The following is a 21,592-nucleotide window of genomic DNA, read 5'->3' as shown; positions in this document are numbered from 1 at the left end:
AATCAAGTCCGCACTGAATCATAAAATCATTGGTAAATACTTTCCGGGAGGGCTCGTCGAGTAGCTCATGCCTGGCTTTTATCCATTTTTTCACTTTCTCATCTCCATACATATTTTTTACCCGTTTGCTGTCGAGTATGAAATTCATCTTTCCCCAATGTAATGTGTAGGGAATGTTTTTTTCCTCCAGCGTGAGCCAGACCTTTTCAAAAAAAGCCCTGGTTATCTTTGCATCAAGACCATCCATTTCTATCACACATGTCTTTTCAAATTTTGTAAAACCAAGCGTTGCCTTTGTTCCTTTTACAAAACGAAAGGCGAGACCGCCAGCCAGCGGTGTCTTTGCGTTAAGGGCACAAATGATATCAACTACCGTAAACACATTTGCACAATCAACCGCAAAAGCCGCACTGGCGATCTGCCCGCGAAATCGTGTGTGCCTGAACGTTTCACCCATGGTTTTAGGTGCGGGCTGTGCCGCACGCAAAGCAGATTTGAAAAGCGCATTTACAAGTGGTTTGATCACCAGCGCACTCACATTTGATCCAACTTTATCCAGTATCTGCGAAACAATTCCCATGGTATCGTCGGCATAGGTCAAACCACCAGTTACCGGGTCATGTACCGGCTTATAAGTATCGGGACATGGGATCTTATAAAAAGTACGGATATATATTCCTTTAGCTGCGTTGTTCCGCTCGAACTCGTGCGGGTTTATGGCCAGTTCCAGGTGATATAACTTACGTTGTGGGGTTTCCTCCGGCCACTTTGGTATGAGTGCTTTCAGCGAAGCGATATTTTGTGTTTGTATCGCGGTGATCAGTTCTTCATTCACCACAACATTGTCAAACCTGTGTTCCTCCAATAAAAACAGCGGCGCGGTTTCAAGTAGTATGCCGTGTATCACCCCAAAACTTCCAAAGCTCACTACTGCCGCGTTGAAAAGTTCATCATCCGTTTTTCTGACAGCGCCGAGCCTATTGATAAACTCATCTGACACTACAGGGTTTGACGATCGCTCCAGCCAGTAATGTGTGCCGGGACCGGTTACAATGTGAAGGCCAAGGATGGCATCATGTACAGCCCCGGTGTGCAGGGCCCCACCATGGGTGCCTGTTGAGGTAGCACCCGCAACTGATTGTCCATTGCTTCCGCCACAAGCCACCAGGCAACGGCGGGGTGTTGACATCGTTTCGAGATGTTCTGCGAGTTCAAGTATGGTCATGCCACACTGAACAAAAATTACATCTTGTTTTGTTTTGCCCGAAGCAAAAAACTGAGGTACAAAAGAACTGTTGGCTAGTCGGAACTTCAGGTTAAGCGCCTTTGTACTTATTAATCCGCCGTTACACATTGCCACTGTGGAAAACGACCAGTTATTACCCATTGCACGCAGCGTTGTGCCTTTCGCGATAGCCTGCTTAATGAGGAAACCAATGTTTGCTGTGGTTGCATTATAATCAGCCAAGGTCGATTGGGAGGAAAACACACGAAGCGCATAGGAAGCGCCTTTCTTAAACTTATGGGTAAAATTCTGGTGTGCGTTGCTCCAGGGCTCTTCGGGATGAAACTGTTCAACCCCGGTTGGTAATGTCGGCATGATGATGAGGATTTGGTATGAGGAAGAGGTCCGTTACGCACATGAGTTACATGCGCGGTTGATCCGTATTATTTCTGACGGGCAGGGATGGAGTCAGTTCCAATCTCGCCCTCATCTCTTGCAGGGGGGCTGCAATCCCATTCAAGCTTTTGCGGTACTGCTATTCCAAGAGAAAGAAAAGATACAATGATAAAGCCGGGATTGGTTTTCACTCTCACCCTGCTCATGTGGCTTCCGGACTGGCATTCGGCGCGCCATTCGTCCTGTTTCAATAATCCCCAGAAATATGACCAATGTGTTTTGCCAACATGGGATAGCTGTTTAGCTTTTGCCGGCTGATCGGAAAAATGCCGGGATACCACCGTGTCGCTGACTGCGCATGATGATAACATAACGGCCAACAACAATGGAAGGACCACTTTGGATCGGACGATCAATGGGAAGGGAAGGATCATTTGAAATCGAACGATCGTTTTGAACAGAGGGATCAATTGAGATCGAACGATGTTTTGGGCTGGATGATTACGGTTCTGGGACATATAAATGGCTTTATATTTTCAGTATCAAATATTGGAAAGAGGGGATCGTTTTCTGCAGGGTCTGATTGTGAGGGGTAGGGATGCGGAGGTGATTCAAATGTAACGCAATAAAATTGTTTCATCGATACCTGAAAGTGGTATAGACATACTGTCAACTGACTAGTTGCATAACCTCATCTTTCCATAAACTCAGCTTTGAAATATTTGGGGCTAAATCTTGAGGCTACCTGGCCTGAGTATTCTTCAATGTTCCTTTTCCTGCAATGAGTAAACGATCCGCTCTTCAATGTTCCTTTTTCTGCAATGAATAAACGATCCGAAGATCAATGAAGTCTGCAACATGTTTATGCGCCTGCAGATGGAAGCCGGCCCCCCAATTTTTATTAAAACGATATTGAATACCCCAGCGATGATAAATGGTAGTGAAGTAATCGGTCGGATTAAATATATAAACCCCGAGTCGCTGACTAAAAATAAATTTACCTAACAGAAATTCATGACCAATCAATATCCCCGATCGCACAGCACTTTCATTGGTTGGTATAGAATCGTTTTCAATTTTCATCTTCAAAGCATCATCATAAAAAACTTCAAGCCCTGCTGTCAATGCATGAATGCCGCCTATTTGCTTTGAACCCTGTGCAGATATCCCAATCAATGGAAGTCGCTTGCTGTTGCCAGACTGATCCCTGATCCTTTTGGCAATGCCAAACACGCCAAGATCCCATCGGGGTCCATCATTTTTCCAGTATTTTTCCCTTTGTTTTTTGCCAGAATAAAAGCTCCGTTCTTCTTTTTGATAACTGATGGCAAGTCCGACGGTGGGCCAGTTGATGCCTTTATTCGGTTGCCGGAATCCGCCGTTTGAAATATGTTGATAGTTGACAGAACCATTCAGCCAGAAATGATCAGCCATCTTATACCACACCCCTCCGCCAACCAATAGATACCCGCTCAGCTTCGTGCTGTAAGATTGGTTACCGGGATTGTGTACAGAGTCAAAAGGATTTGTGAGATAAGATAAACCGGCCGACGCCTCAAATGACAACTGGAACTTTTTGCTGATCCTGAAGGATGGCTCGAGAAAAAACGCGGATGACAGTGCTGAGCCAAGAATCTCCGTGTCATAATTGTAATAGTTGATCACAAACCCCTGCCGCGGATAGCAATTGCAAAGGTTCCAGATCGCGGGATCATTTCTTTGCCATGAAAAAATCAACTCGGCGCCTGTTGGCCTGGCCCCTTTTGTATTCTGAACGCCGGGCGAGTGCGCGAAAATAAATCCATGTTGTAATCCGGCACCGATACTGAACATCGGTTTTAGTTTTGATATCGAATCCGGCTGACAATATGCGTTCCTGATATTGAGTATGAAAAGGAGAGCCAGGAATAAAGCATGTAGTGTTCGACAGCACATAGCTGGTAAGTTCAGTTGTCCACAGAAATTATCACTGATTAAAGTTCAGCATTTTAGTTTATCAAGGAAGCTAAAATCATTGTTAGACAGCCTCGCAAGAGTCGGAGTCTTCAATGCCTGGAAATCAAAGATTTATAATTTTCCCTCTTTCGATAATCAATTTCCCGACAGCTAGACCGCAGAGCATTGTCTGATAATACTTTCGCGATTCAGAAATCACAAAGAACAATGATGAAAACAACTGATATGAAACAGATTTTAACCCCGTTATTTTGGCTGGTTGCTATTACGGCTACGGCCCAGACCGGCTCGATCAGGGGAACCGTGAAAACACAGGACGGACTTCCTGGTGAAGCCGTGAATATTACAATTAAAGATCTGCGTAAGGGCACCGTCGTAGATAAAAAAGGGAATTACCTCATTAAAAATATCCAGCCCGGCACTTATACTTTGCTGGCTTCGTTCACAGGGTTGAGAACGCAGGAACAACCGGTTACAGTAACAGCAGACCAGGTTCAAACCATTGATTTTGTGCTTACCGAAAGCGGAAAAGAATTGGAACAAGTCGTGGTTACATCGTATTCGGGACGCTATAGTGAAAAGGCGCCTTCAAGCAGTCTCCGGCTCCAGACACCCTTACTGGAGGTGCCGCAGAATATCCAGGTTGTCACAAAAGATGTATTAAAGGACCAGCAGGTGATCAGTATGAGTGATGGTCTTATCCGCAACGTGAGCGGCCTTACAAGGCTGGAGCACTGGGGCGATATGTATACGAATATCACTGCCCGTGGTTCGCAGATCCAGGCTTTTCGTAACGGATTTAATGTAGTCAGTTCTTATTGGGGGCCGTTGACAGAAGACATGAGTTTTGTGGACAGGATAGAATTTGTAAAAGGCCCCGCCGGGTTTATGTTATCAAACGGAGATCCAAGCGGACTTTATAATGTGGTAACAAAAAAGCCGACGGGCCAGGCAAAGGGTGAAGTGTCGTTCACTGCCGGTAGTTATGGGTTATACAGAACAACGCTTGACCTTGATGGCAAACTCAGTAAAGACGGTCGTTTGTTGTATCGCCTGAACCTGGCGGCGCAGAATAAAAAGTCACATCGTATAAATGAATACAATGATCGCTATGTAATTGCGCCGGTAGTTTCATACCAACTTGATCCGAAAACCAAACTGACTTTTGAATATAATTATCAGCGCGCAAATATGAGCGACGTGGGTTCGTTTTATGTGTTCTCCCCTGATGGATTCAAATCACTTCCGGTTGATTTCACCAATCTGCCTGGTGGGCTACCGGGAACAAAGATCAACGACCACAGTTTTTATGCAAGTATCCAGCATGACATCGCCCCGGGCTGGAAGATCACCGGGCAGGGTTCCCATTTTATCTCCGACCAGGTTGGATCTTCATCATGGCCCTCAACAGTGAACCCAGATGGGACCATCATACGCAATGTGGGTATCTGGGACGCAAAAAGCAAGATGACGATGGCACAGGCTTTTGTAAATGGAGACATCACTACGGGGCCCGTACGTCACCGCATACTTGCCGGTGTTGATATGGCCAACAAAGAATACATGGCCGACTGGGGCCAGTCGCACGATCTCGATACTGTCGGCGCCGAATTCGATACAAAGAATCCCTATTATGGTGTTCCCGTTAACGGATATCCCGTGTTCGACCGTACAACATCACTGGAAGAACGGGCCCAGAAAGCAGGCGGACTGCAGGACCAATCATATACAAGTGTTTATGTACAGGATGAACTGGGTTTCTTAAACAATATGATAAGACTCACACTGGCCGGCCGATATACTGATCTGAAACAATCAGCCTGGGGTGGATCACCGGATAAAGCAAAACGTATCACACCAAGGGTTGGCCTGAGTGTTTCGGTTAATAAATCGACTTCATTATATGCGCTGTACGACCAGGCTTTTGTTCCGCAAAGCGGTATACTTGCCGGTGGCGGTAAAGTTCAACCTATTACCGGCAACAACATGGAGGTGGGTGTTAAGAAAGAATGGTTTGATGGCAGATGGTTCACCAGCGTAGCTGCCTATCGCATTCTTAAAAATAATGAGCTCACTCCTGATCCGAATAGTCCTCCAAATGCTAATCTTAGTATCGAGCTCGGACAAAAAAGAGCACAGGGAATTGAATTTGATCTTCGTGGAACTATTGTCAGAGGACTCAATTTAACTGCAAACTACGCCTATACGGAAGCAAAGGTGATCGAAGTGGCAGAGGGTGTTACGGCAGTGAAGGAAGGGGACATCGTTCCGGGCTATGCGAAACATACTGCAAATGCATGGCTCAGTTACAAGATCCAGGAAGGTGCGTTGAAAGGACTTGGTTTTTCTGCGGGTGGAACATACCTGGGTGATCGTGCGACATACTGGGAAAAGGCTCCTGATCCGAACAAAGAATTGGGAGATTATTTCAAGCTTGATGCAGGATTGTTCTGGGAGAGTGAAAAGATCCGTGTGAACGCAAACGTCTTCAATGTACTGGATGAATTTCTTTATAGCGGTTCATGGTATCCATACCTTAATGCATACAATTACCAGACAGAATCTCCAAGATCAATGCGTTTATCAATTGCTTATAAGTTTTAACACGTGGCACTATTTTTATCAGTATTCGGTATTGATCAACAAATAGAAACATGGCAAAAGATAATAAATTAGGAATAGCGATGGTTGGGCTGGGTGAATACGCAACCACACAGCTAATGCCCGCGTTAAAAGAAACAAATGATTGTTACCTGGCTGCACTTGTGAGCGGTAGTCCGGACAAACTCGGGCAATATAAAACGGAGTACGAAATTCCTGATGAGAATCTTTACAACTATGAAAACTTCGATAGTATCGCTGACAATACTGATATAGATATTGTATATATAGTGCTTCCAAACTCGATGCACGCTGAATTCACTATACGCGCCGCCAGGGCCGGCAAACACGTGATCTGTGAGAAACCAATGGCCATGAACCCGGCCGAGTGCCGGGAGATGATGGATGTGATCAATGAAACCGGCATCAGGTTTTCGATGGGCTACCGCCTGCACTTTGACCTGTTCAACAAGGAGATGATGCGACTGGGTCAGGAGAAGGTTTTTGGTAAGGTTCAGCGGATGACTCTCCTTGATAGTAAGGACCTGGGTGACAAGAAAACCTGGCGTGTGGATAAGGAACTCGCCGGTGGTGGTCCATTGATGAATTATGGGGTGTATTGTATACAGGCGGCTTTGTATCTGACCGGAAAATTGCCGGTTGCAGTAAATGCTACCTTTTCGCCTAAGACTAACAAGGAGCGTTTCAATGAAGTAGAAGAGGGAATAAAATTTACGCTGCATTTTGATGATAATGTTACTGCAGATTGCGAGTGCAGTTATACCAAAGAGCAGAACCTGATGAATGTCCGGGCCGAAACTGGCTGGTTTCAACTTGAACCTGCCTATGAGTATGAAGGCATAGCAGGAAAAACTTCAGATGGGAATATGGATTTTATATCGGTGAATCAGCAGGCATTGCAGATGGATGATTTTGCACGTTGCATTAAAGAAGATAAGTCAACACGTGTACCCGCTGAAATGGGATTAAGGGATATGGAAATCATCGCGGCCGTATATGAATCCGCAAAGACAAATAAGAAAACTGAGATCAGGTTCGAAGGATATAAGTCTGCCGTCAGGCTTTGAGGCGCCGTCGGTCTGAGCACATTACAACATAAAAAAAGTGGCAGAATTAACTGCCACTTTTTTTGATTGGGTAATTTGATTGCCCGCTTACTAATCAGTATTCATTTTGCATCAAGCCAGGTCAAACCTGTCAAGGTTCATCACCTTGGTCCATGCTGCAACAAAATCCTTTACAAATTTTTCCTGTGCATCTGCACTGCCATACACTTCCGCAACAGCCCGCAGTTCGGCATTTGAACCGATCACCAGATCAGCACGGGTGGCTGTCCAGGTAGGACGCTCAGTAGCGCGGTCATAACCCTGGTAAAGCTCTTTATCTGCAGAAGCCTGTTTCCATGCAGTACGCATATCCAGCAGGTTCACAAAAAAGTCGTTGGTCAGTTTGCCCGGGGTTTCGGTAAACACACCATGCGAAGAGCCATCGAAGTTTGTATTCAACACACGCATACCACCGATCAATACGGTTAACTCGGGAGCTGTAAGGGTCAACAGCTGCGATTTATCAATCAACAGTGCTTCTGTTGATGCCCTTGCATTTGGTTTGCGATAATTACGGAATCCGTCTGCTCTTGGTTCAAGGAAAGCGATTGATTCTACTTCTGTTTGCTCCTGCGAAGCATCCATGCGACCGGCTTTGAATGGGACAGTGATGTCATGGCCGGCATCTTTAGCCGCTTTTTCGATCGCCGCATTACCAGCAAGCACGATCAGGTCGGCCAGTGAAATTTTCTTGTCACCCCCTGAAGCATTAAATTCTTTCTGAATGGCTTCAAGTCCGTTCAATACTTTCCAAAGCTGCGCAGGATTGTTTACGAGCCAGTCTTTCTGCGGAGCCAGGCGGATACGTGCACCATTTGCACCACCACGTTTATCCGAACCGCGGAAAGTTGAGGCCGAAGCCCATGCGGTTGATACCAGTTCTGATACGGTTAAACCAGAAGCAAGCACCTTTGATTTCAATGAAGCAATATCATTATCATCAACCAGGGCATGATTAACAGCGGGGATCGGATCCTGCCAGATCAGTTCTTCTGCAGGAACATCAGGGCCAAGGTAACGGGCACGCGGTCCCATATCGCGGTGAGTAAGTTTGAACCACGCCCTTGCGAAAGCATCAGCAAACTCATCAGGGTTTTCAAGAAACCTCCTTGAGATCTTTTCATATTCAGGATCAAGTCTCAATGCAATATCGGTAGTGAGCATGCGTGGCGCATGGCGTTTGCCCGGATCAAATGCATCAGGAATAATATTGTCTGCATTTTTCGCGACCCATTGTTGAGCGCCGCCGGGACTTTTGGTAAGTTCCCACTCAAAAGCAAAAAGATTTTCAAAGAAGTTGTTGCTCCATTGAGTCGGCGTTTTGGTCCAGATCACCTCGAGGCCGCTGGTAATGGTATCGGGTCCTTTACCTGAACCAAAGCTATTGCTCCAGCCAAAGCCCTGCGCTTCGATACCCGCTGCTTCCGGTTCGTCTGCCACATGGGTAGACGGCGCGGCGCCATGTGTTTTACCAAAGCTATGTCCGCCGGCGATCAATGCGACCGTTTCTTCGTCATTCATTGCCATGCGACCGAATGTGTCACGAATGTCTTTTGCAGCAAGAACCGGATCGGGGTTGCCGTCCGGTCCTTCCGGGTTAACATATATAAGACCCATTTGCACGGCTGCAAGTGGTTTTTCAAGATTTCGCGTATGTATATCACCGTCAGCATCGTCATCCGACACAAGCACTCCACCGCCACTCGCTACACCCTCTGATCCGTGTGCATAACGAATGTCGCCACCAAGCCATTTGTCTTCCGAACCCCAGTATACATCTTCCTGGGGCTCCCAGGTATCTTCACGACCGCCGGCAAAGCCGAAAGTTTTAAAGCCCATTGATTCCAGCGCGATGTTCCCGGCAAGGATCATAAGATCGGCCCAGGAAAGCTTGCGTCCATATTTTTGTTTGATCGGCCAAAGGAGGCGTCTTGCCTTATCCAGGCTCACATTATCTGGCCAGCTGTTGAGTGGTGCAAATCTTTGCTGACCAGCTCCTCCGCCACCGCGCCCATCCGTAACGCGATAAGTACCGGCACTGTGCCAGGCCATCCTGATGAAGAGTGGACCGTAGTGGCCGAAATCTGCGGGCCACCAGTCTTGTGAGTCAGTCATCAAGACATGGAGATCTTTTTTTACTGCGTCGAGGTCAAGGGTTTTGAATTCTTCTGCGTAATTAAAATTTTCTCCCATCGGGTTTGAGAGAGAAGAATGCTGTCGCAGTATATTTATTTTTAACTGGTCGGGCCACCAGTCACGGTTCCTGGTGCCGCCGCCGCCGACATTTTCTTTTAGTTTTCCGTTGTGAAACGGGCATTTGCTGATGTCGTTGTCTTCCATTGTAGATAATTTTTTGTTATACTGAATTGAATGTGTTGCTAAGTGTTCCCAATAATGAAGCCGGATTTGAGGATTCGGATCTGGAATACGAGATACAATAAACCCCGTCGAAACGGCCGGTATCGGGCGACAATATTATGACTTTTGGAATATAACTACAATCAATTAAATTTATACTTCAATAGTTTAAACCTATCATGACTTTAGTCCAGTTAGAGTATGTTGTTGCTTTAGATACATTAAAGCATTTCGCAAGGGCAGCAGAGGAGTGCCATATCACCCAGCCCTCTCTTAGTATGCAGGTTCAGAAGCTGGAAGAAGAGCTCGGCGTCCAGATCTTTATCCGTAGCACACCGGTAGCTACCACGGAAATGGGCCAGATTGTGATTGAACAGGCAAAAAAGATCCTCGCTGAAGCCGGGATGATGCAACAGCTCATCGAACAGGAAAAAAGTGTTGTTTCCGGCAGCCTCAAATTCGGGGTAATCCCAACACTCGCACCTTATTTGTTACCTGAATTCATTGAAGCCTTTACCAAGATCTACCCTAATGTGCGGCTCAGCATCCATGAAATGACAACAGAGAATATTGTCAGGCAACTGAGAAATGGTGCGCTCGAAGCCGGAATCATGGCGACCCCTCTTAATCATGCTGATCTGAAAGAAGAATTCCTTTTCAATGAAGAGTTTGTGGCTTATGTATCCCGCGAAGAAAAAATTTTTAACAAAAGATACCTGTTGCCCGCTGATATAGATGTGCACTCGATGTGGTTGCTGGAAGAAGGACATTGTCTGCGCAGCCAGGTAATGAATCTTTGTGCTTTGCAGAAAGATTCATCAAGAGAAAAACATTTTGATTATGCTGCAGGTAGTATTGAGACACTAAAGCGGTTCGTTGAAAAAAACGGCGGGATTACGCTGCTTCCGGAGTTGGCCACCTATGGCATGAGCAGCGCAAGAAAAAATATGTTACGGTACTTCAAGAGCCCTGCGCCGGTTCGTGAGATCAGTCTTGTTACTTTAAAGGCATTTACAAAAACAAGATTGATCAGCTTGCTTGGTCAGACGATCATTGACAATCTTCCCCCACAAATGGTAAAAAAGAAAAATGTAGAAATAATACCGGTTTGATCGCATGAAATTTTCACCGGGCAGGACCTCGTCGAAATCGCCTTGCTGGTATCAACAGAACATTATTACAACCTTATGAATCTTGCATTTGATATTCATTCCGATAATCTTTGCGACATCGGCAGGAAGCCTGCTGATGAAAGTAAACCCAGGGCAGCGTTAAAACACGTAGGTTGATTTTGAACAATCATAACAGTTTTGAATTTGGCATTCAGATGATTGCGTCTCATTCCAATTATTTGGTTATTTTTCGGGTGGAAGAAGCCTGGCAGCGAGCTACGAGCTGGGAATACATTTGAGTTAATGTGAAAGTCAAACCTGCTATTATGAAATTAAGTGTTGTACTTGTTGTTTTATTGACATTGTGTTCAGTTTCGGTAACCAGTCAGCAAACGTATACAAATCCTATTTTGGCCGGATTTTATCCGGACCCCAGCATTTGTCGCGCAGGGGATGACTATTATATCGTAAACTCCTCATTCGCCTATTTTCCCGGGCTTCCCATATTTCACAGTAAAGATCTTGTAAGCTGGAAGCTGATCGGTCACGCGATGGACAGGCCCTCCCAACTTGAACTGAAGGGCGCCGGAGTTTCAAGAGGATTGTTTGCACCGGCTATCAGTTTTTATAAAGGCAAGTTTTACATAGTGTGTACCCTTATCGACCGTGGAGGTAATTTTATTATTACTGCAGATAATCCTGCCGGCCCGTGGAGCGAGCCTACCTATATTAAAGAAGCCAATGGCATTGACCCTTCAATCTATTTCGATGAAGAGACTGATCGGGCCTGGCTTGTTTACAACAGCGTTCCGCCGGATAATAAATCTTTATGGAACGGTCACCGGACGATAAGAATGTACGAACTGGATTATAAAAATCTGAAGCTTACCGGCGAAGAAAAATTACTGGTCAACGGCGGGGTGGATGTTTCTAAAAAACCTGTATGGATTGAAGCGCCGCATATTTATAAGATCAACGGATGGTATTACCTGATGTGTGCGGAAGGTGGCACCGAATACAATCACTCCGAGGTAATCTTCAGAAGCAAGTCAATTGAAGGTCCTTACCTGCCCTGGGAAAAGAACCCGATACTCACTCAGCGACATTTAAGCAGGTCAAGACCTAACCCGGTTACGACTGCGGGCCATGCGGATCTTGTTCAAACACAAAACGGCAGCTGGTACGCGGTGTTCCTGGCCTGCAGACCCTACCAGGATGATATGTATAATATAGGCCGCGAAACCTTTTTGTCGCCGGTAACCTGGACTGAAGATGGCTGGCCGGTAATCACAAAGGGAGACGAAACCGTAAAATATAAATATCCACTGCCTTTGCCGGGTGTCAATCCAAAACCGGTAAATCATTTCACTGGCAATTTTACCTATCATGATGATTTTGACAAACCGGTGTTGGACAATCGATATATCTTTCTCCGCACCGTGACGAGTTCATGGTTTAATACCACTGAAAAAAAGGGAATACTTACGGTACAATTGCGGCCCGAGTCGGTCAGCGGTGATGCTAATCCATCTTTCGTTGGGTTTCGCCAGCAGCATCACCGTGCAACAATAACTACCAAACTTGCTTTTTCTGCAGCTGGAGAAAATGAGAAAGCAGGCGTGGTGATTTTTCAAAATGAAACAACTTATTATTATTTGTGCAAGTCTATTGCTGACGGTAAGCCGGCTATACAATTGTATCAGTCTTCAGGCGATTCAATGAAACTGTTAACAAGCCTGCCACTCGGTTCGGCAAACAGTGATTGCTATTTAAGGATCGAGCCAAAGGATAATATCTACACAATGTCTTATTCAATCAATGACAGCAAGTGGACAAAGATCCGCGACGTAGATGGCACGATACTAAGCACGGCAAAAGCTGGTGGTTTCGTGGGCTGCGTGATTGGAATGTACGCAACATCGCTCGGTAAACCTTCCTCGAGCAAAGCGTCGTTTGATTGGTTTGAATATAAGGGGAAGGACGCGGTGTTTGAATAAGGCGATCGCTAAGCTGTGCATAACCCGAAGTGGACACCCGCTACATTCATTTCGTTGAAATGGGCTCCTTTAAGCGCGACTGTGACAATTGCTTAGTTCACGCGCGATCACGAACATAGACTTGATCATTAACATAACCTGAGCGGTAAGTTGACGTGATCAGTCATTGCAGGTTGTTATCGCCAAATTGTTGGACGACCGTTCCCTTATTCGCTGACTTATGCATGCCGATATAATGCGCTTCATGGTTCGGGAAGACTTCTTAAGTTAAGGGATAGATTCATTCACAACGCCTTCGCTTAAACTACCGCCGCCGCTTTCTCGCTCAATGGAATTGTTCATTGTATAAATTGTTCTCTGCAACTTCCTGCTCCGCACCAGGTATTCTTATCCACCGAAAATATTTAATCTTCAAAAAATTTGGGTGAATCAAATATTTCCTCATCTTTGTTATATGTAGGACATAACTACAATAGTTATTTACTGCTTTATCTAACGATTTAAACCCCTGCTGCATATGAAAAGGCTTTTTTCGTGTTTACGACTGCGGATCATTCTCCTGTTCGCAGTTTTATTTTTCCTTCACTCCGGCGCCGCAGCCCAGTCTGTAACCGTTACCGGCACAGTAACCGATAGCCTTGGTGCGCCGATACAAAATGTAAGTGTCAAAGTAAAGGGAGCAAAGGGAGGTACCTCGACGAATGCAGAAGGTACGTTCAGCCTCTCCGTGCCTTCTGCCGGTTCAACCATTGTATTCAGTAGCGTTGGATATGGTGTGCAGGAAAAATTGGCCAGCGAAGGGCCGTTTAATATTGTGCTCAGTACAGTAAATGAAATATTGACTGATGTTGTAATTGTCGGGTATACCCAGCAAAGTCAAACCAAAACCACGGCAGCTATATCAAAACTGAATATTACCGAATTACAGAACCGGCCAAGTCCAAACCCGGTCCAGGCCCTGCAGGGTAAGATAGCAGGTGTAGCGGTGCCGGTCAATTCAGGCCAGCCGGGCGCAGGTGCCACGAATATCATCATCCGCGGTGGAACGAAGCTTAATGTGTACGGCAGCGGACTCGGTAATGCTAACGGTAATCCCATCGGCTCAGCTGACAACACAGGGCCGTTGGTGGTCATTGATGGTGTATTCAGATCCATGGATGACATCAACCCGGATAATATAGAAACCTTCCAGGTAATGAAAGATGCCGCTTCAACAGCTATATACGGCGCAAGGGGCGCAAATGGCGTTATCGTGATCAGGACAAAAGGGGGAAAGTTTAACTCCAAAATGAACCTGACCTTCAATCACCGCTCGACCTGGGAAACACAGTCAAGAGATTATAATTATCTCAGTGCAACAGACTATCTGCGGCTGGCACGCACCACGGTGAAAAACACCTACGATCTTTTAGATAAAAACAACCTGTTATATAATGGTGGTTTTTCAGCCGGCACGAGACCATTCACGGCTAAAGGACAATTCGGTCGTTACGTGTATACGACGGCGTTATACGATAACCTGGTTGCCATCGAAGGCCAGGCCTATGTTGATAACCTGCTGTCCAGAGGTTACCAAACCATGGACGATCCGATCAACCCGGGAACAAAACTTATTTATGCAGACAATGGCTACCAGGATAAACTCTGGCAGACTGGTTTATCGCAGAACAACAGTATTGCCATCAACGGCGGCGGTGAAAATGCAAACTATAACCTATCAACCGCCTATACCGATCAAAAAGGTGTGTTCGCCGGAACCCGCTACAAAAGGCTTGACGTGCTGGGAAATTTTGGATTCAAGCTCACAAAAAATGCAAGGATAGATGCGATGATCAATTACCAGGATGTACGTCCTAATTATGTTGAAGCTTTTCAGAATGATCTTACCCGTGCCACCAGGGTTACACCCCTGATCAGGATCTATAAAGATGATGGGAATGCCGCTATAGGCGAAAATTACACTACCCGGAACAGGTTCCATGTACTGCAATACGATGACCAGGAGATTGCCACTGAAAGACTTGTAGCACGTGTCGGAGGTGATATCACGCCGATTAAAAATCTTCACTTCAAGCCATCGGTCTCCTATATCCTGCAGGACTATACCTATATGTTCAGGCGTAAGGGAACACCGGCAGACGAAATACAACCTGCTACTATCAGGCAGAAGATCGAACGCACAACTGCTTCAAGACAGCTTATGACGGACCAGGTGTTGCAATATGATTTTCATATTGGCACTGAACACAATTTCATGGTGCTCGGTGGCTTTAACTATACCGTGAACAATGCGAGTGAAATTGTTCTTGGATCACAACGCGCTTCAAACGACTATATATTTACCATTAACGAACCAGCAACAACAGTGATCAACGGCGTCACTGTTTCAAATGTTACTGACTTCGGTACAAGGTTAGCCGAAACAAAATCTGCCTCGGTTTTTGGACAGGTAAATTATGACTATGCCGGCAAATACCTTCTCAGTGCTTCATTGCGGAATGATGGCTTTTCGAACTTTGCACCTGAAAACAAATACGCTCTGTTCCCTTCAGCTTCAGTTGGATGGAACATGCATATGGAAAAGTGGTTCACTATAAAGCCCGTAAGCATGCTGAAGTTAAGGGCAAGTTGGGGTGAGGCAGGTTTAAGTGATCTTTCACTTACCGATACTTACGGAGGATATTCAGCGACCAGTTATGCTTTAGGTTCAGGTATACTTCGTTCAAATCTTTCCAATCCGAACCTTGTCTGGGAATCAACTGCAACAACAGATCTTGCGTTCGATGCCGGCTTCCTTAATAACAGGATAGTATTAACCGTAGACGTTTACGATAAACTTACTAAAAACCGACTTGCTTCCAAGCCACTTCCATCCGAGGCCCCATTTCCGAGCATCGTCTATAACAATGGCCAGTTGCAAAACCGCGGTATTGAGATTGATCTGAGTGGAACAGTGATCAAAGGCAAGGACTTCTCGTGGCGCACTGCTTTTACCTTTGCCAAAAACAATCAGAAAGTAATTCAGCTGCCTGATAATGGACGGGCCAACAATCGCCAGGGTGGTGACATCATCTATGATAAGGGAACAAAAACCAATATTGAAGTGGGTGGGATAGCTGAAGGTGAACGCCCGTTTGCCATGTATGCTTATAATGTGCTGGGAGTGTTTGCCACCGAAGCCGACGCAGCGGCCTGGAACGCAAAAGTAAAAGATAACCTCGCTTCGCCACAGGGTATCATCGCTAAAAAACATGCGGGAGACTTCATCTTTGAAGATGTAAACGGAGATGGGATCATCGATACAAAGGACCAGGTGTTTATGGGTTACAGATCCCCCGATATCACCGGAGGATGGCAAAATACCTTCTCTTACAAAGACCTCTCTCTCAGGGTAGGATTTGATTATGCAGCGGGTCATGTTATAAGTAACGGTGCGCTTGCGCGTTCACTTGGCCAGGGTCGCGCTTTCAATGAGGGAGCCCCTGAACAAGCACTGGGACCGGATATCTGGCAGAAAGAAGGCGATGTTGGTAAAAAATATGCAAGATTTTCATTTGCCGATTTCGACTTTGGACAGCGAAACTATCTCCGCTCAAGCACGCTTGGTAATAATAATTCCTACGGTTCTGATGTTTCAGCGCTTATTGAGAAAGGTGATTTCATTGCCCTTCGTGAGATCACACTTACATATGAGTTGCCAAAGTCAATCATGAAAAAGATCAGGTCCACCGGCTTAACCGTATTTGCATCTGTTTTTAATGTGGCTTATATCACTAACTATTCGGGCATCAATCCCGAGACCTATTCCGGCTTTGATGCAGTCGGATATCCGCGTCCAAGACAGTTTACATTGGGTGGAACATTAAGATTCTGATAAACCTAACTCTTTATCATACCGGACTATACCCTGCTCACAATCCGGGAACCGGCGAAACACAACAGATATGAAAAAAATAATTCAACAATTGCTCACCTTGACTGCTATCGTTCTGATAGCTTCATCCTGCGAGAAGATCCTCGAGGTTAAGCCACAGTCAAGCATAACCGAAGAAGTCTATTTCAAGAACGAAGGTGACTTCGAGCCATATGTTACGGGGATATATACCCAGCTCCGGAACTTATATAACAATGTGACTTATGGAACTGAACGCAGTGAAGAATTGATCTCCGCTCAGAACTCAAGGTTCACAGTGGCCTGGACCCATACCTTATCGCCAACTTCCGGTGCAGTGAACTACGACGTATATTATCGTGCAATCGGGCATTGTAACCTCTTGCTTGAACGTATCAGGGACTTTGAATTTACGGTAAACCCCGCAAGTAAGAATCGAATTATCGCTGAGACCTACGCATTACGTGCCTTCTTTTATTTCCAGCTGACCAGGATCTTAAAAGATGTACCGCTGATGTTGAAAGCAGTGGTCGATGAGAATGTCGAACTCTTGCCACGTTCACCCTCTGTGCAGGTAGTCGCACAGATTGTTAGCGACCTGGATTCAGCCACCTTGCTGTTTAAAACAAATCCCTCTTTCAGCCCGGCTTTGTATCCCTCAAAATATCGTTTTGCTTACGGATCCGTAATGGCCATGAAGGCTGATGTAAAAATGTGGAGCGGCAAAGTGCTGGGGGGAGGTGCTGCTGATTTTAATGCCGCTATTACGGCAATCAATGAAGTAGAGTCGAGCGGCGTTTCTTTAAATACAGACTTCAAAAACGTGGTGGGATTAAGAGCGGCTTCAAATCCCGAGATCATATTGTCTGTTTATTATAACCGTGATGAAACCGGTAATAACTATGTCATCAACGCTTTGCCCTTCCTGGCTGGAATAACAGGAGCGCTCAACCTCGACAGCATTCCATGGGCCGCAACTGCATCAAACGGACAGGGGGCTTTCCAGATCAGCACAAAGTCGAGAGCACTTTTCAATGCTTACCCGGCCGACAAGAGGATCCCATATACGTGGATTACAGAAAGGCAGTCGACCGGGCCAAAGATTGCGTGGATCACCAAATATCCCGGTACAAAATATCCGGAGGATCGTGTTCCTGATAATGACCTGATCATTTATCGCCTGGCAGATATTTTCCTCCTGAAAGCTGAAGCTTATGCGGCTTTAAACAATACGGTTGATGCGAAAAGATATATAGACAGGGTTCGTGTGCGCACTGGTAATGGACCTTATACAGGCGCAACCGATAAGGTAAGTTTAGAGAAAGAGATCCTGGATGAACGTGGGCGTGAACTGTTTTTTGAAAACAAAAGATGGTATGATCTCGTGCGTTTTCATTACGGTGGAACCATCAATGTGTACACCTACGTACCAAACCTGGTGGGTAAAACGACGCCTTTGTTCTGGCCGGTTAATACCACAGTGTTGGCGAATAACAAGCTGATCGTTCAGACAGAAGGATATTAATAAGGGATTATGAAAAACAAAAACGTCCATAATATATTATTCATAATTCTGCTCTTTATTGGCATTTTACCAGCCGATAAACTGGCCGCGCAGCAGGCCCCATTCACGGACACTACCTTGTTATTTACACCTTCGGCAGGAGGGTACACTATGTTCCATGTACCGGCATTGGTCATTACTGCCAAAGGAACCGTGCTTGCCTTTACTGAAGGGAGATATGGAAAAGGAAAGGACTGGGATGATATGGACCTTTTGTTGAGAAGAAGTGTCGATGGCGGCAATACCTGGGAGGCTTCCAAAGTGGTGATTCCATATACAAAAGGAAAACCAACCAGTAATATTACACCGATCGCTGATAAGGACGGAACTGTTCACCTTCTTTTCCAGGTAAACTATGCGAACGCGTACTACATAAAATCGGTTGATGAAGGGAAGACCTGGTCGGATCCCGTCGACATCACGTATGTTTTTAATCTCTTCAAAAAAGAATATGATTGGAAAGTGCTGGCGCCCGGTCCCGGCCATGCCATCCAGATGACGGGTGGTCGGTTGCTTGTTCCGGTCTGGCTTTGTATACCCGACAGAAGTAAGCCAGGCGGAGATCACCGCCCAAGTTGTGTAGCTACGATTTACAGTGATGACCAGGGAAAAAGCTGGAAACGCGGCGAGATCATTTCCAATAACCTGGATATGCCGGCAAATTCAACCGATACCATCATCAATCCAAATGAGTCGGTGGTTGTGCAGCTCACAGATGGACGCATCATGATCAATATGCGTAATGAATCGGATTCAAACCGCAGGCTCATCTCTTATAGTAAGGATGGCATATCGGGTTGGACCAAGCCTGCATTTGATAATGATCTTTTCGAGCCGGTATGTATGGCCAGCCTGATCAGGGTTACCGGTAATGGCGATGACCGCAGCCGGCTGATCTTTGTTAATCCAGACAGCCGGAACAACCCCATCCAGGTAAGAAAGAATTCCAAAGTTAACAAGCCAAGAGAAAACGTTACTGCCAGGCTTAGTTATGATGAAGGCAAAACGTGGCCGGTTCACAGGGTACTGCATGCACGTGGTTCCGGGTATTCAGATCTCGCCGTCGATAAAAACGGAATGATCCTTTGTTTGTATGAAATAAGAGACGGTGATGATAGCGATTGGATCTATCGGATGGTTATCCGCCGCTTTAATATAGAATGGCTTACAGAGGGCAGGGATTTTATTGCGAAAAAGAAATGATGCATAGCCCGGCACTGGAATTCAAAAAAGACAATACTTAACTATGAAGAAAATGGATGGTTTGATTGCAGCTAGTTTTACCCCTTTTAATGAAGATGGATCGATCAACTTTAAAATGATTCCGGAGGTTGTTGATAAACTTATTGCTGATGGTTTGAAAGGGATTTTTGTTTGTGGGAGTAATGGGGAGGGGCCGAATATGACCACGAGGGAAAGAATGCAGGTTGCTGAAGCATTCATAAAAGCTGCTGATAAAAAAATATTGATCGTGGTTCATGTAGGTCACAGCTGTATTGCAGATGCAAAAAAGCTTGCAGCAAATGCGGCTGAAAACGGGGCTGATGCCGTCTCTGCAGTTGCGGCTTTTTATTTCAAACCCGTGTCAGTAAAAAACCTGGCCGATTGTATGGCAGATATTGCAGGTGCAGCACCTGAAATACCCTTCTATTATTATCATATCCCGCACCTTACCGGTGTTGGTATGGATATGATCGAATTTCTAAAGATTGCTGAACCACTAATTCCCAATCTTGCGGGCATAAAATACACTGCAACAACACTGCAGGAATACCAGGCATGCCTCGGCTATGAAAACGGAAAGTTCGATATCCTGTTTGGTTTAGATGAAATGTTATTGCCTGCATTGGCAGTAGGTGCAAAGGCAGCGATTGGCAGCACCTATACTTTTGCCGCACCTCTTTATATCAAGACAATCGAGTTGTTTAACAGCGGTGATCTCGAAGCCGCGCGTAAAAATCATAGTTTCCTTGTTGATGTAGTGCGTGTGTTGGTGAAATATCCGCCAATACCGGGACAGAAGGCGATCATGAAAATGTTGGGCTGGGATTTCGGACCGTCAAGGCTTCCATTGACTACATTGGATGATAAGTCTTACGAGCAGTTTTACCGCGAACTGGATGCGATTGGCTTTTTTGATAAGGTGCCTGTCAGGAAGAAGCAGGTGATTTGATAACGTGGCTGCAAGGAACAAGCAGTCATTTGATGAGATGCCTGCAACGACTACTCAGTAGATTCGAGGAGATCGCTGCAACGAAAACGCAGGTGGATTTGTTGATATCCCTTCAACGAAAAACCGTCCATATTTCAGATGAGTATTTCTTGAAAAACATAGAAATTAATATGTCGAAACAAACACAATACTTCAATTATAATTTATTATCGGCGGAAGAGCTTGAAACTTTCAGGGAACAGGGCTTCCTGGTGATCAGGAATATTCTGACCAGGGAAGGACTGTCACAAATGAGGGAAGAGTGCATGACAGCATGGAATGAGGAGAAGGTTGCTTTTGATCCGAACAAGTCATGGTTGCAGAACTCATTGCTTGTAAACATTCATCACAAATCAAAAACAGTTAAGGAGTATTATTTTGATGGGCCTTTGGTGGATATTGCCACTCAGCTTATCGGGCAAAATATAAAAGGCGCCACTTCGCAGCTAACCTTCAAAATGGCTGGAAATACAAAGCCTTTTGGCTGGCACCAGGACAATGGGTATGGCGAGCTGGAACCTTATACCGCTTTAACCACATTGACGGCTCTTGATGATACGGATCGTGGTAATGGTTGTCTTTGGTTGATACCGGGTAGTCACAAGGGTGGACAAATAAAAGTCAACCAGACAGAAGAACAAAAAAAGACTAAATCAGAAATTATAGTTGAGGCGGATGATAGTCTCGCTGTTCCAATGGAAATGAGCGCGGGCGATGCCTTGATATTTAGTTGCTGGATGCTGCATAAGTCGGACGGAAATTATAGCAGCGAACGTGACCGCAGGATATTATTTCTTCGTTATGCTGATGCTGATGCGGTGGAAGTGTACAATGAGCGACGCCCCAGGTTAGGTAGATTGGTCCGCGGCACCAGTCGTTTTGAAGAGGTAAAGGCGTTTGAAAAAAATTTATAGAGAGCTTGGTCAATCCATTGCCAATACGAGCTCTCAACATAAGAGAACGAAATCAAGATTCAATTATGGTAAAAGGTGATACAATCCAGGTACTCTGCCCGATGCAGTCAATTCAGATACTGCGTCCATTTCAGTCAGCCTTGGTATTGCGTTCAAGTCAATTAATTCTGGCCGTTCATGCATACCAGTCTATGGCGAAACTGCGTTCAATAAAGTCAATCCCGGCTATGCATCTAGT

General features: G+C 45.5%; 13 protein-coding genes. 9 read left to right on the top strand and 4 right to left on the bottom strand.

The window, feature by feature from the left end; translation table 11 throughout:
* From ACX0G7_RS10760 to ACX0G7_RS10750, 3 genes are all read right to left on the bottom strand, one after another.
* Positions 1–1,600: hypothetical protein (locus ACX0G7_RS10760; protein WP_458923469.1), on the bottom strand; the 1,600-nt coding region annotated here is incomplete at its 3' end.
* A gap of 68 nt (positions 1,601–1,668) precedes the next feature.
* Positions 1,669–2,139 carry a hypothetical protein gene (locus ACX0G7_RS10755; RefSeq protein WP_458923468.1) on the bottom strand — a complete coding sequence of 157 codons (471 nt, stop codon included), beginning with the start codon at positions 2,137–2,139 and terminating at the stop codon, positions 1,669–1,671.
* 283 nt (positions 2,140–2,422) lie between these two features.
* Entirely contained in the window at positions 2,423–3,454 is a 1,032-nt protein-coding gene (locus ACX0G7_RS10750; RefSeq protein ID WP_458923467.1) for an acyloxyacyl hydrolase, read from the bottom strand.
* 348 nt (positions 3,455–3,802) lie between these two features.
* On the opposite strand from ACX0G7_RS10750, the gene ACX0G7_RS10745 reads away from it, so the two are divergent.
* A complete protein-coding gene (locus tag ACX0G7_RS10745; RefSeq protein ID WP_458923466.1) occupies positions 3,803–6,181 on the top strand; it encodes a TonB-dependent siderophore receptor in 2,379 nt (792 codons plus the stop codon).
* Between the two features lie 50 nt (positions 6,182–6,231).
* Positions 6,232–7,266, top strand: coding sequence for a Gfo/Idh/MocA family protein (locus ACX0G7_RS10740; protein ID WP_458923465.1), 1,035 nt, complete (start codon positions 6,232–6,234; stop codon positions 7,264–7,266).
* Between the two features lie 111 nt (positions 7,267–7,377).
* Here the strand turns inward: ACX0G7_RS10740 and katG are convergent, their stop codons facing one another.
* The gene (katG, locus tag ACX0G7_RS10735) at positions 7,378–9,645 is read right to left on the bottom strand and encodes a catalase/peroxidase HPI (RefSeq protein ID WP_458923464.1); all 2,268 of its coding nucleotides are present in this window, start codon (positions 9,643–9,645) and stop codon (positions 7,378–7,380) included.
* Positions 9,646–9,842: 197 nt separating this feature from the next.
* Here katG and ACX0G7_RS10730 point away from each other — a divergent pair, with 197 nt between their 5' ends.
* From ACX0G7_RS10730 to ACX0G7_RS10700, 7 genes are all read left to right on the top strand, one after another.
* Complete coding sequence (locus tag ACX0G7_RS10730) at positions 9,843–10,775, top strand: LysR substrate-binding domain-containing protein (RefSeq protein WP_458923463.1); 933 nt, start codon at positions 9,843–9,845, stop codon at positions 10,773–10,775.
* Positions 10,776–11,101: 326 nt separating this feature from the next.
* Positions 11,102–12,772: a glycoside hydrolase family 43 protein gene (locus ACX0G7_RS10725; protein ID WP_458923462.1), complete on the top strand. Its 1,671-nt coding sequence runs from the start codon at positions 11,102–11,104 to the stop codon at positions 12,770–12,772.
* Positions 12,773–13,289: 517 nt separating this feature from the next.
* Complete coding sequence (locus ACX0G7_RS10720; protein WP_458923461.1) at positions 13,290–16,646, top strand: SusC/RagA family TonB-linked outer membrane protein; 3,357 nt, start codon at positions 13,290–13,292, stop codon at positions 16,644–16,646.
* 70 nt (positions 16,647–16,716) lie between these two features.
* The gene (locus ACX0G7_RS10715; protein WP_458923460.1) at positions 16,717–18,189 is read left to right on the top strand and encodes a RagB/SusD family nutrient uptake outer membrane protein; all 1,473 of its coding nucleotides are present in this window, start codon (positions 16,717–16,719) and stop codon (positions 18,187–18,189) included.
* A 9-nt stretch (positions 18,190–18,198) separates the two neighbouring features.
* Positions 18,199–19,431, top strand: coding sequence for a sialidase family protein (locus tag ACX0G7_RS10710; protein ID WP_458923459.1), 1,233 nt, complete (start codon positions 18,199–18,201; stop codon positions 19,429–19,431).
* Between the two features lie 43 nt (positions 19,432–19,474).
* Positions 19,475–20,401: a dihydrodipicolinate synthase family protein gene (locus tag ACX0G7_RS10705; protein ID WP_458923458.1), complete on the top strand. Its 927-nt coding sequence runs from the start codon at positions 19,475–19,477 to the stop codon at positions 20,399–20,401.
* Positions 20,402–20,571: 170 nt separating this feature from the next.
* Positions 20,572–21,354 carry a phytanoyl-CoA dioxygenase family protein gene (locus ACX0G7_RS10700; protein ID WP_458923457.1) on the top strand — a complete coding sequence of 261 codons (783 nt, stop codon included), beginning with the start codon at positions 20,572–20,574 and terminating at the stop codon, positions 21,352–21,354.
* Positions 21,355–21,592: the final 238 nt, after the last annotated feature.

Source organism: Flavitalea antarctica (genome assembly GCF_054461535.1).
This window is presented reverse-complemented; position numbering and strand designations above follow the sequence as displayed.

What these genes read in the sequence shown, in the direction of transcription:
- ACX0G7_RS10755 (WP_458923468.1), bottom strand. Translation starts at nt 2,139, where the DNA reads ATGTCCCAGAACCGTAATCATCCAGCCCAAAACATCGTTCGATCTCAA.
- ACX0G7_RS10750 (WP_458923467.1), bottom strand. Translation starts at nt 3,454, where the DNA reads ATGTTCAGTATCGGTGCCGGATTACAACATGGATTTATTTTCGCGCAC.
- ACX0G7_RS10745 (WP_458923466.1), top strand. Translation starts at nt 3,803, where the DNA reads ATGAAACAGATTTTAACCCCGTTATTTTGGCTGGTTGCTATTACGGCT.
- ACX0G7_RS10740 (WP_458923465.1), top strand. Translation starts at nt 6,232, where the DNA reads ATGGCAAAAGATAATAAATTAGGAATAGCGATGGTTGGGCTGGGTGAA.
- katG (WP_458923464.1), bottom strand. Translation starts at nt 9,645, where the DNA reads ATGGAAGACAACGACATCAGCAAATGCCCGTTTCACAACGGAAAACTA.
- ACX0G7_RS10730 (WP_458923463.1), top strand. Translation starts at nt 9,843, where the DNA reads ATGACTTTAGTCCAGTTAGAGTATGTTGTTGCTTTAGATACATTAAAG.
- ACX0G7_RS10725 (WP_458923462.1), top strand. Translation starts at nt 11,102, where the DNA reads ATGAAATTAAGTGTTGTACTTGTTGTTTTATTGACATTGTGTTCAGTT.
- ACX0G7_RS10720 (WP_458923461.1), top strand. Translation starts at nt 13,290, where the DNA reads ATGAAAAGGCTTTTTTCGTGTTTACGACTGCGGATCATTCTCCTGTTC.
- ACX0G7_RS10715 (WP_458923460.1), top strand. Translation starts at nt 16,717, where the DNA reads ATGAAAAAAATAATTCAACAATTGCTCACCTTGACTGCTATCGTTCTG.
- ACX0G7_RS10710 (WP_458923459.1), top strand. Translation starts at nt 18,199, where the DNA reads ATGAAAAACAAAAACGTCCATAATATATTATTCATAATTCTGCTCTTT.
- ACX0G7_RS10705 (WP_458923458.1), top strand. Translation starts at nt 19,475, where the DNA reads ATGAAGAAAATGGATGGTTTGATTGCAGCTAGTTTTACCCCTTTTAAT.
- ACX0G7_RS10700 (WP_458923457.1), top strand. Translation starts at nt 20,572, where the DNA reads ATGTCGAAACAAACACAATACTTCAATTATAATTTATTATCGGCGGAA.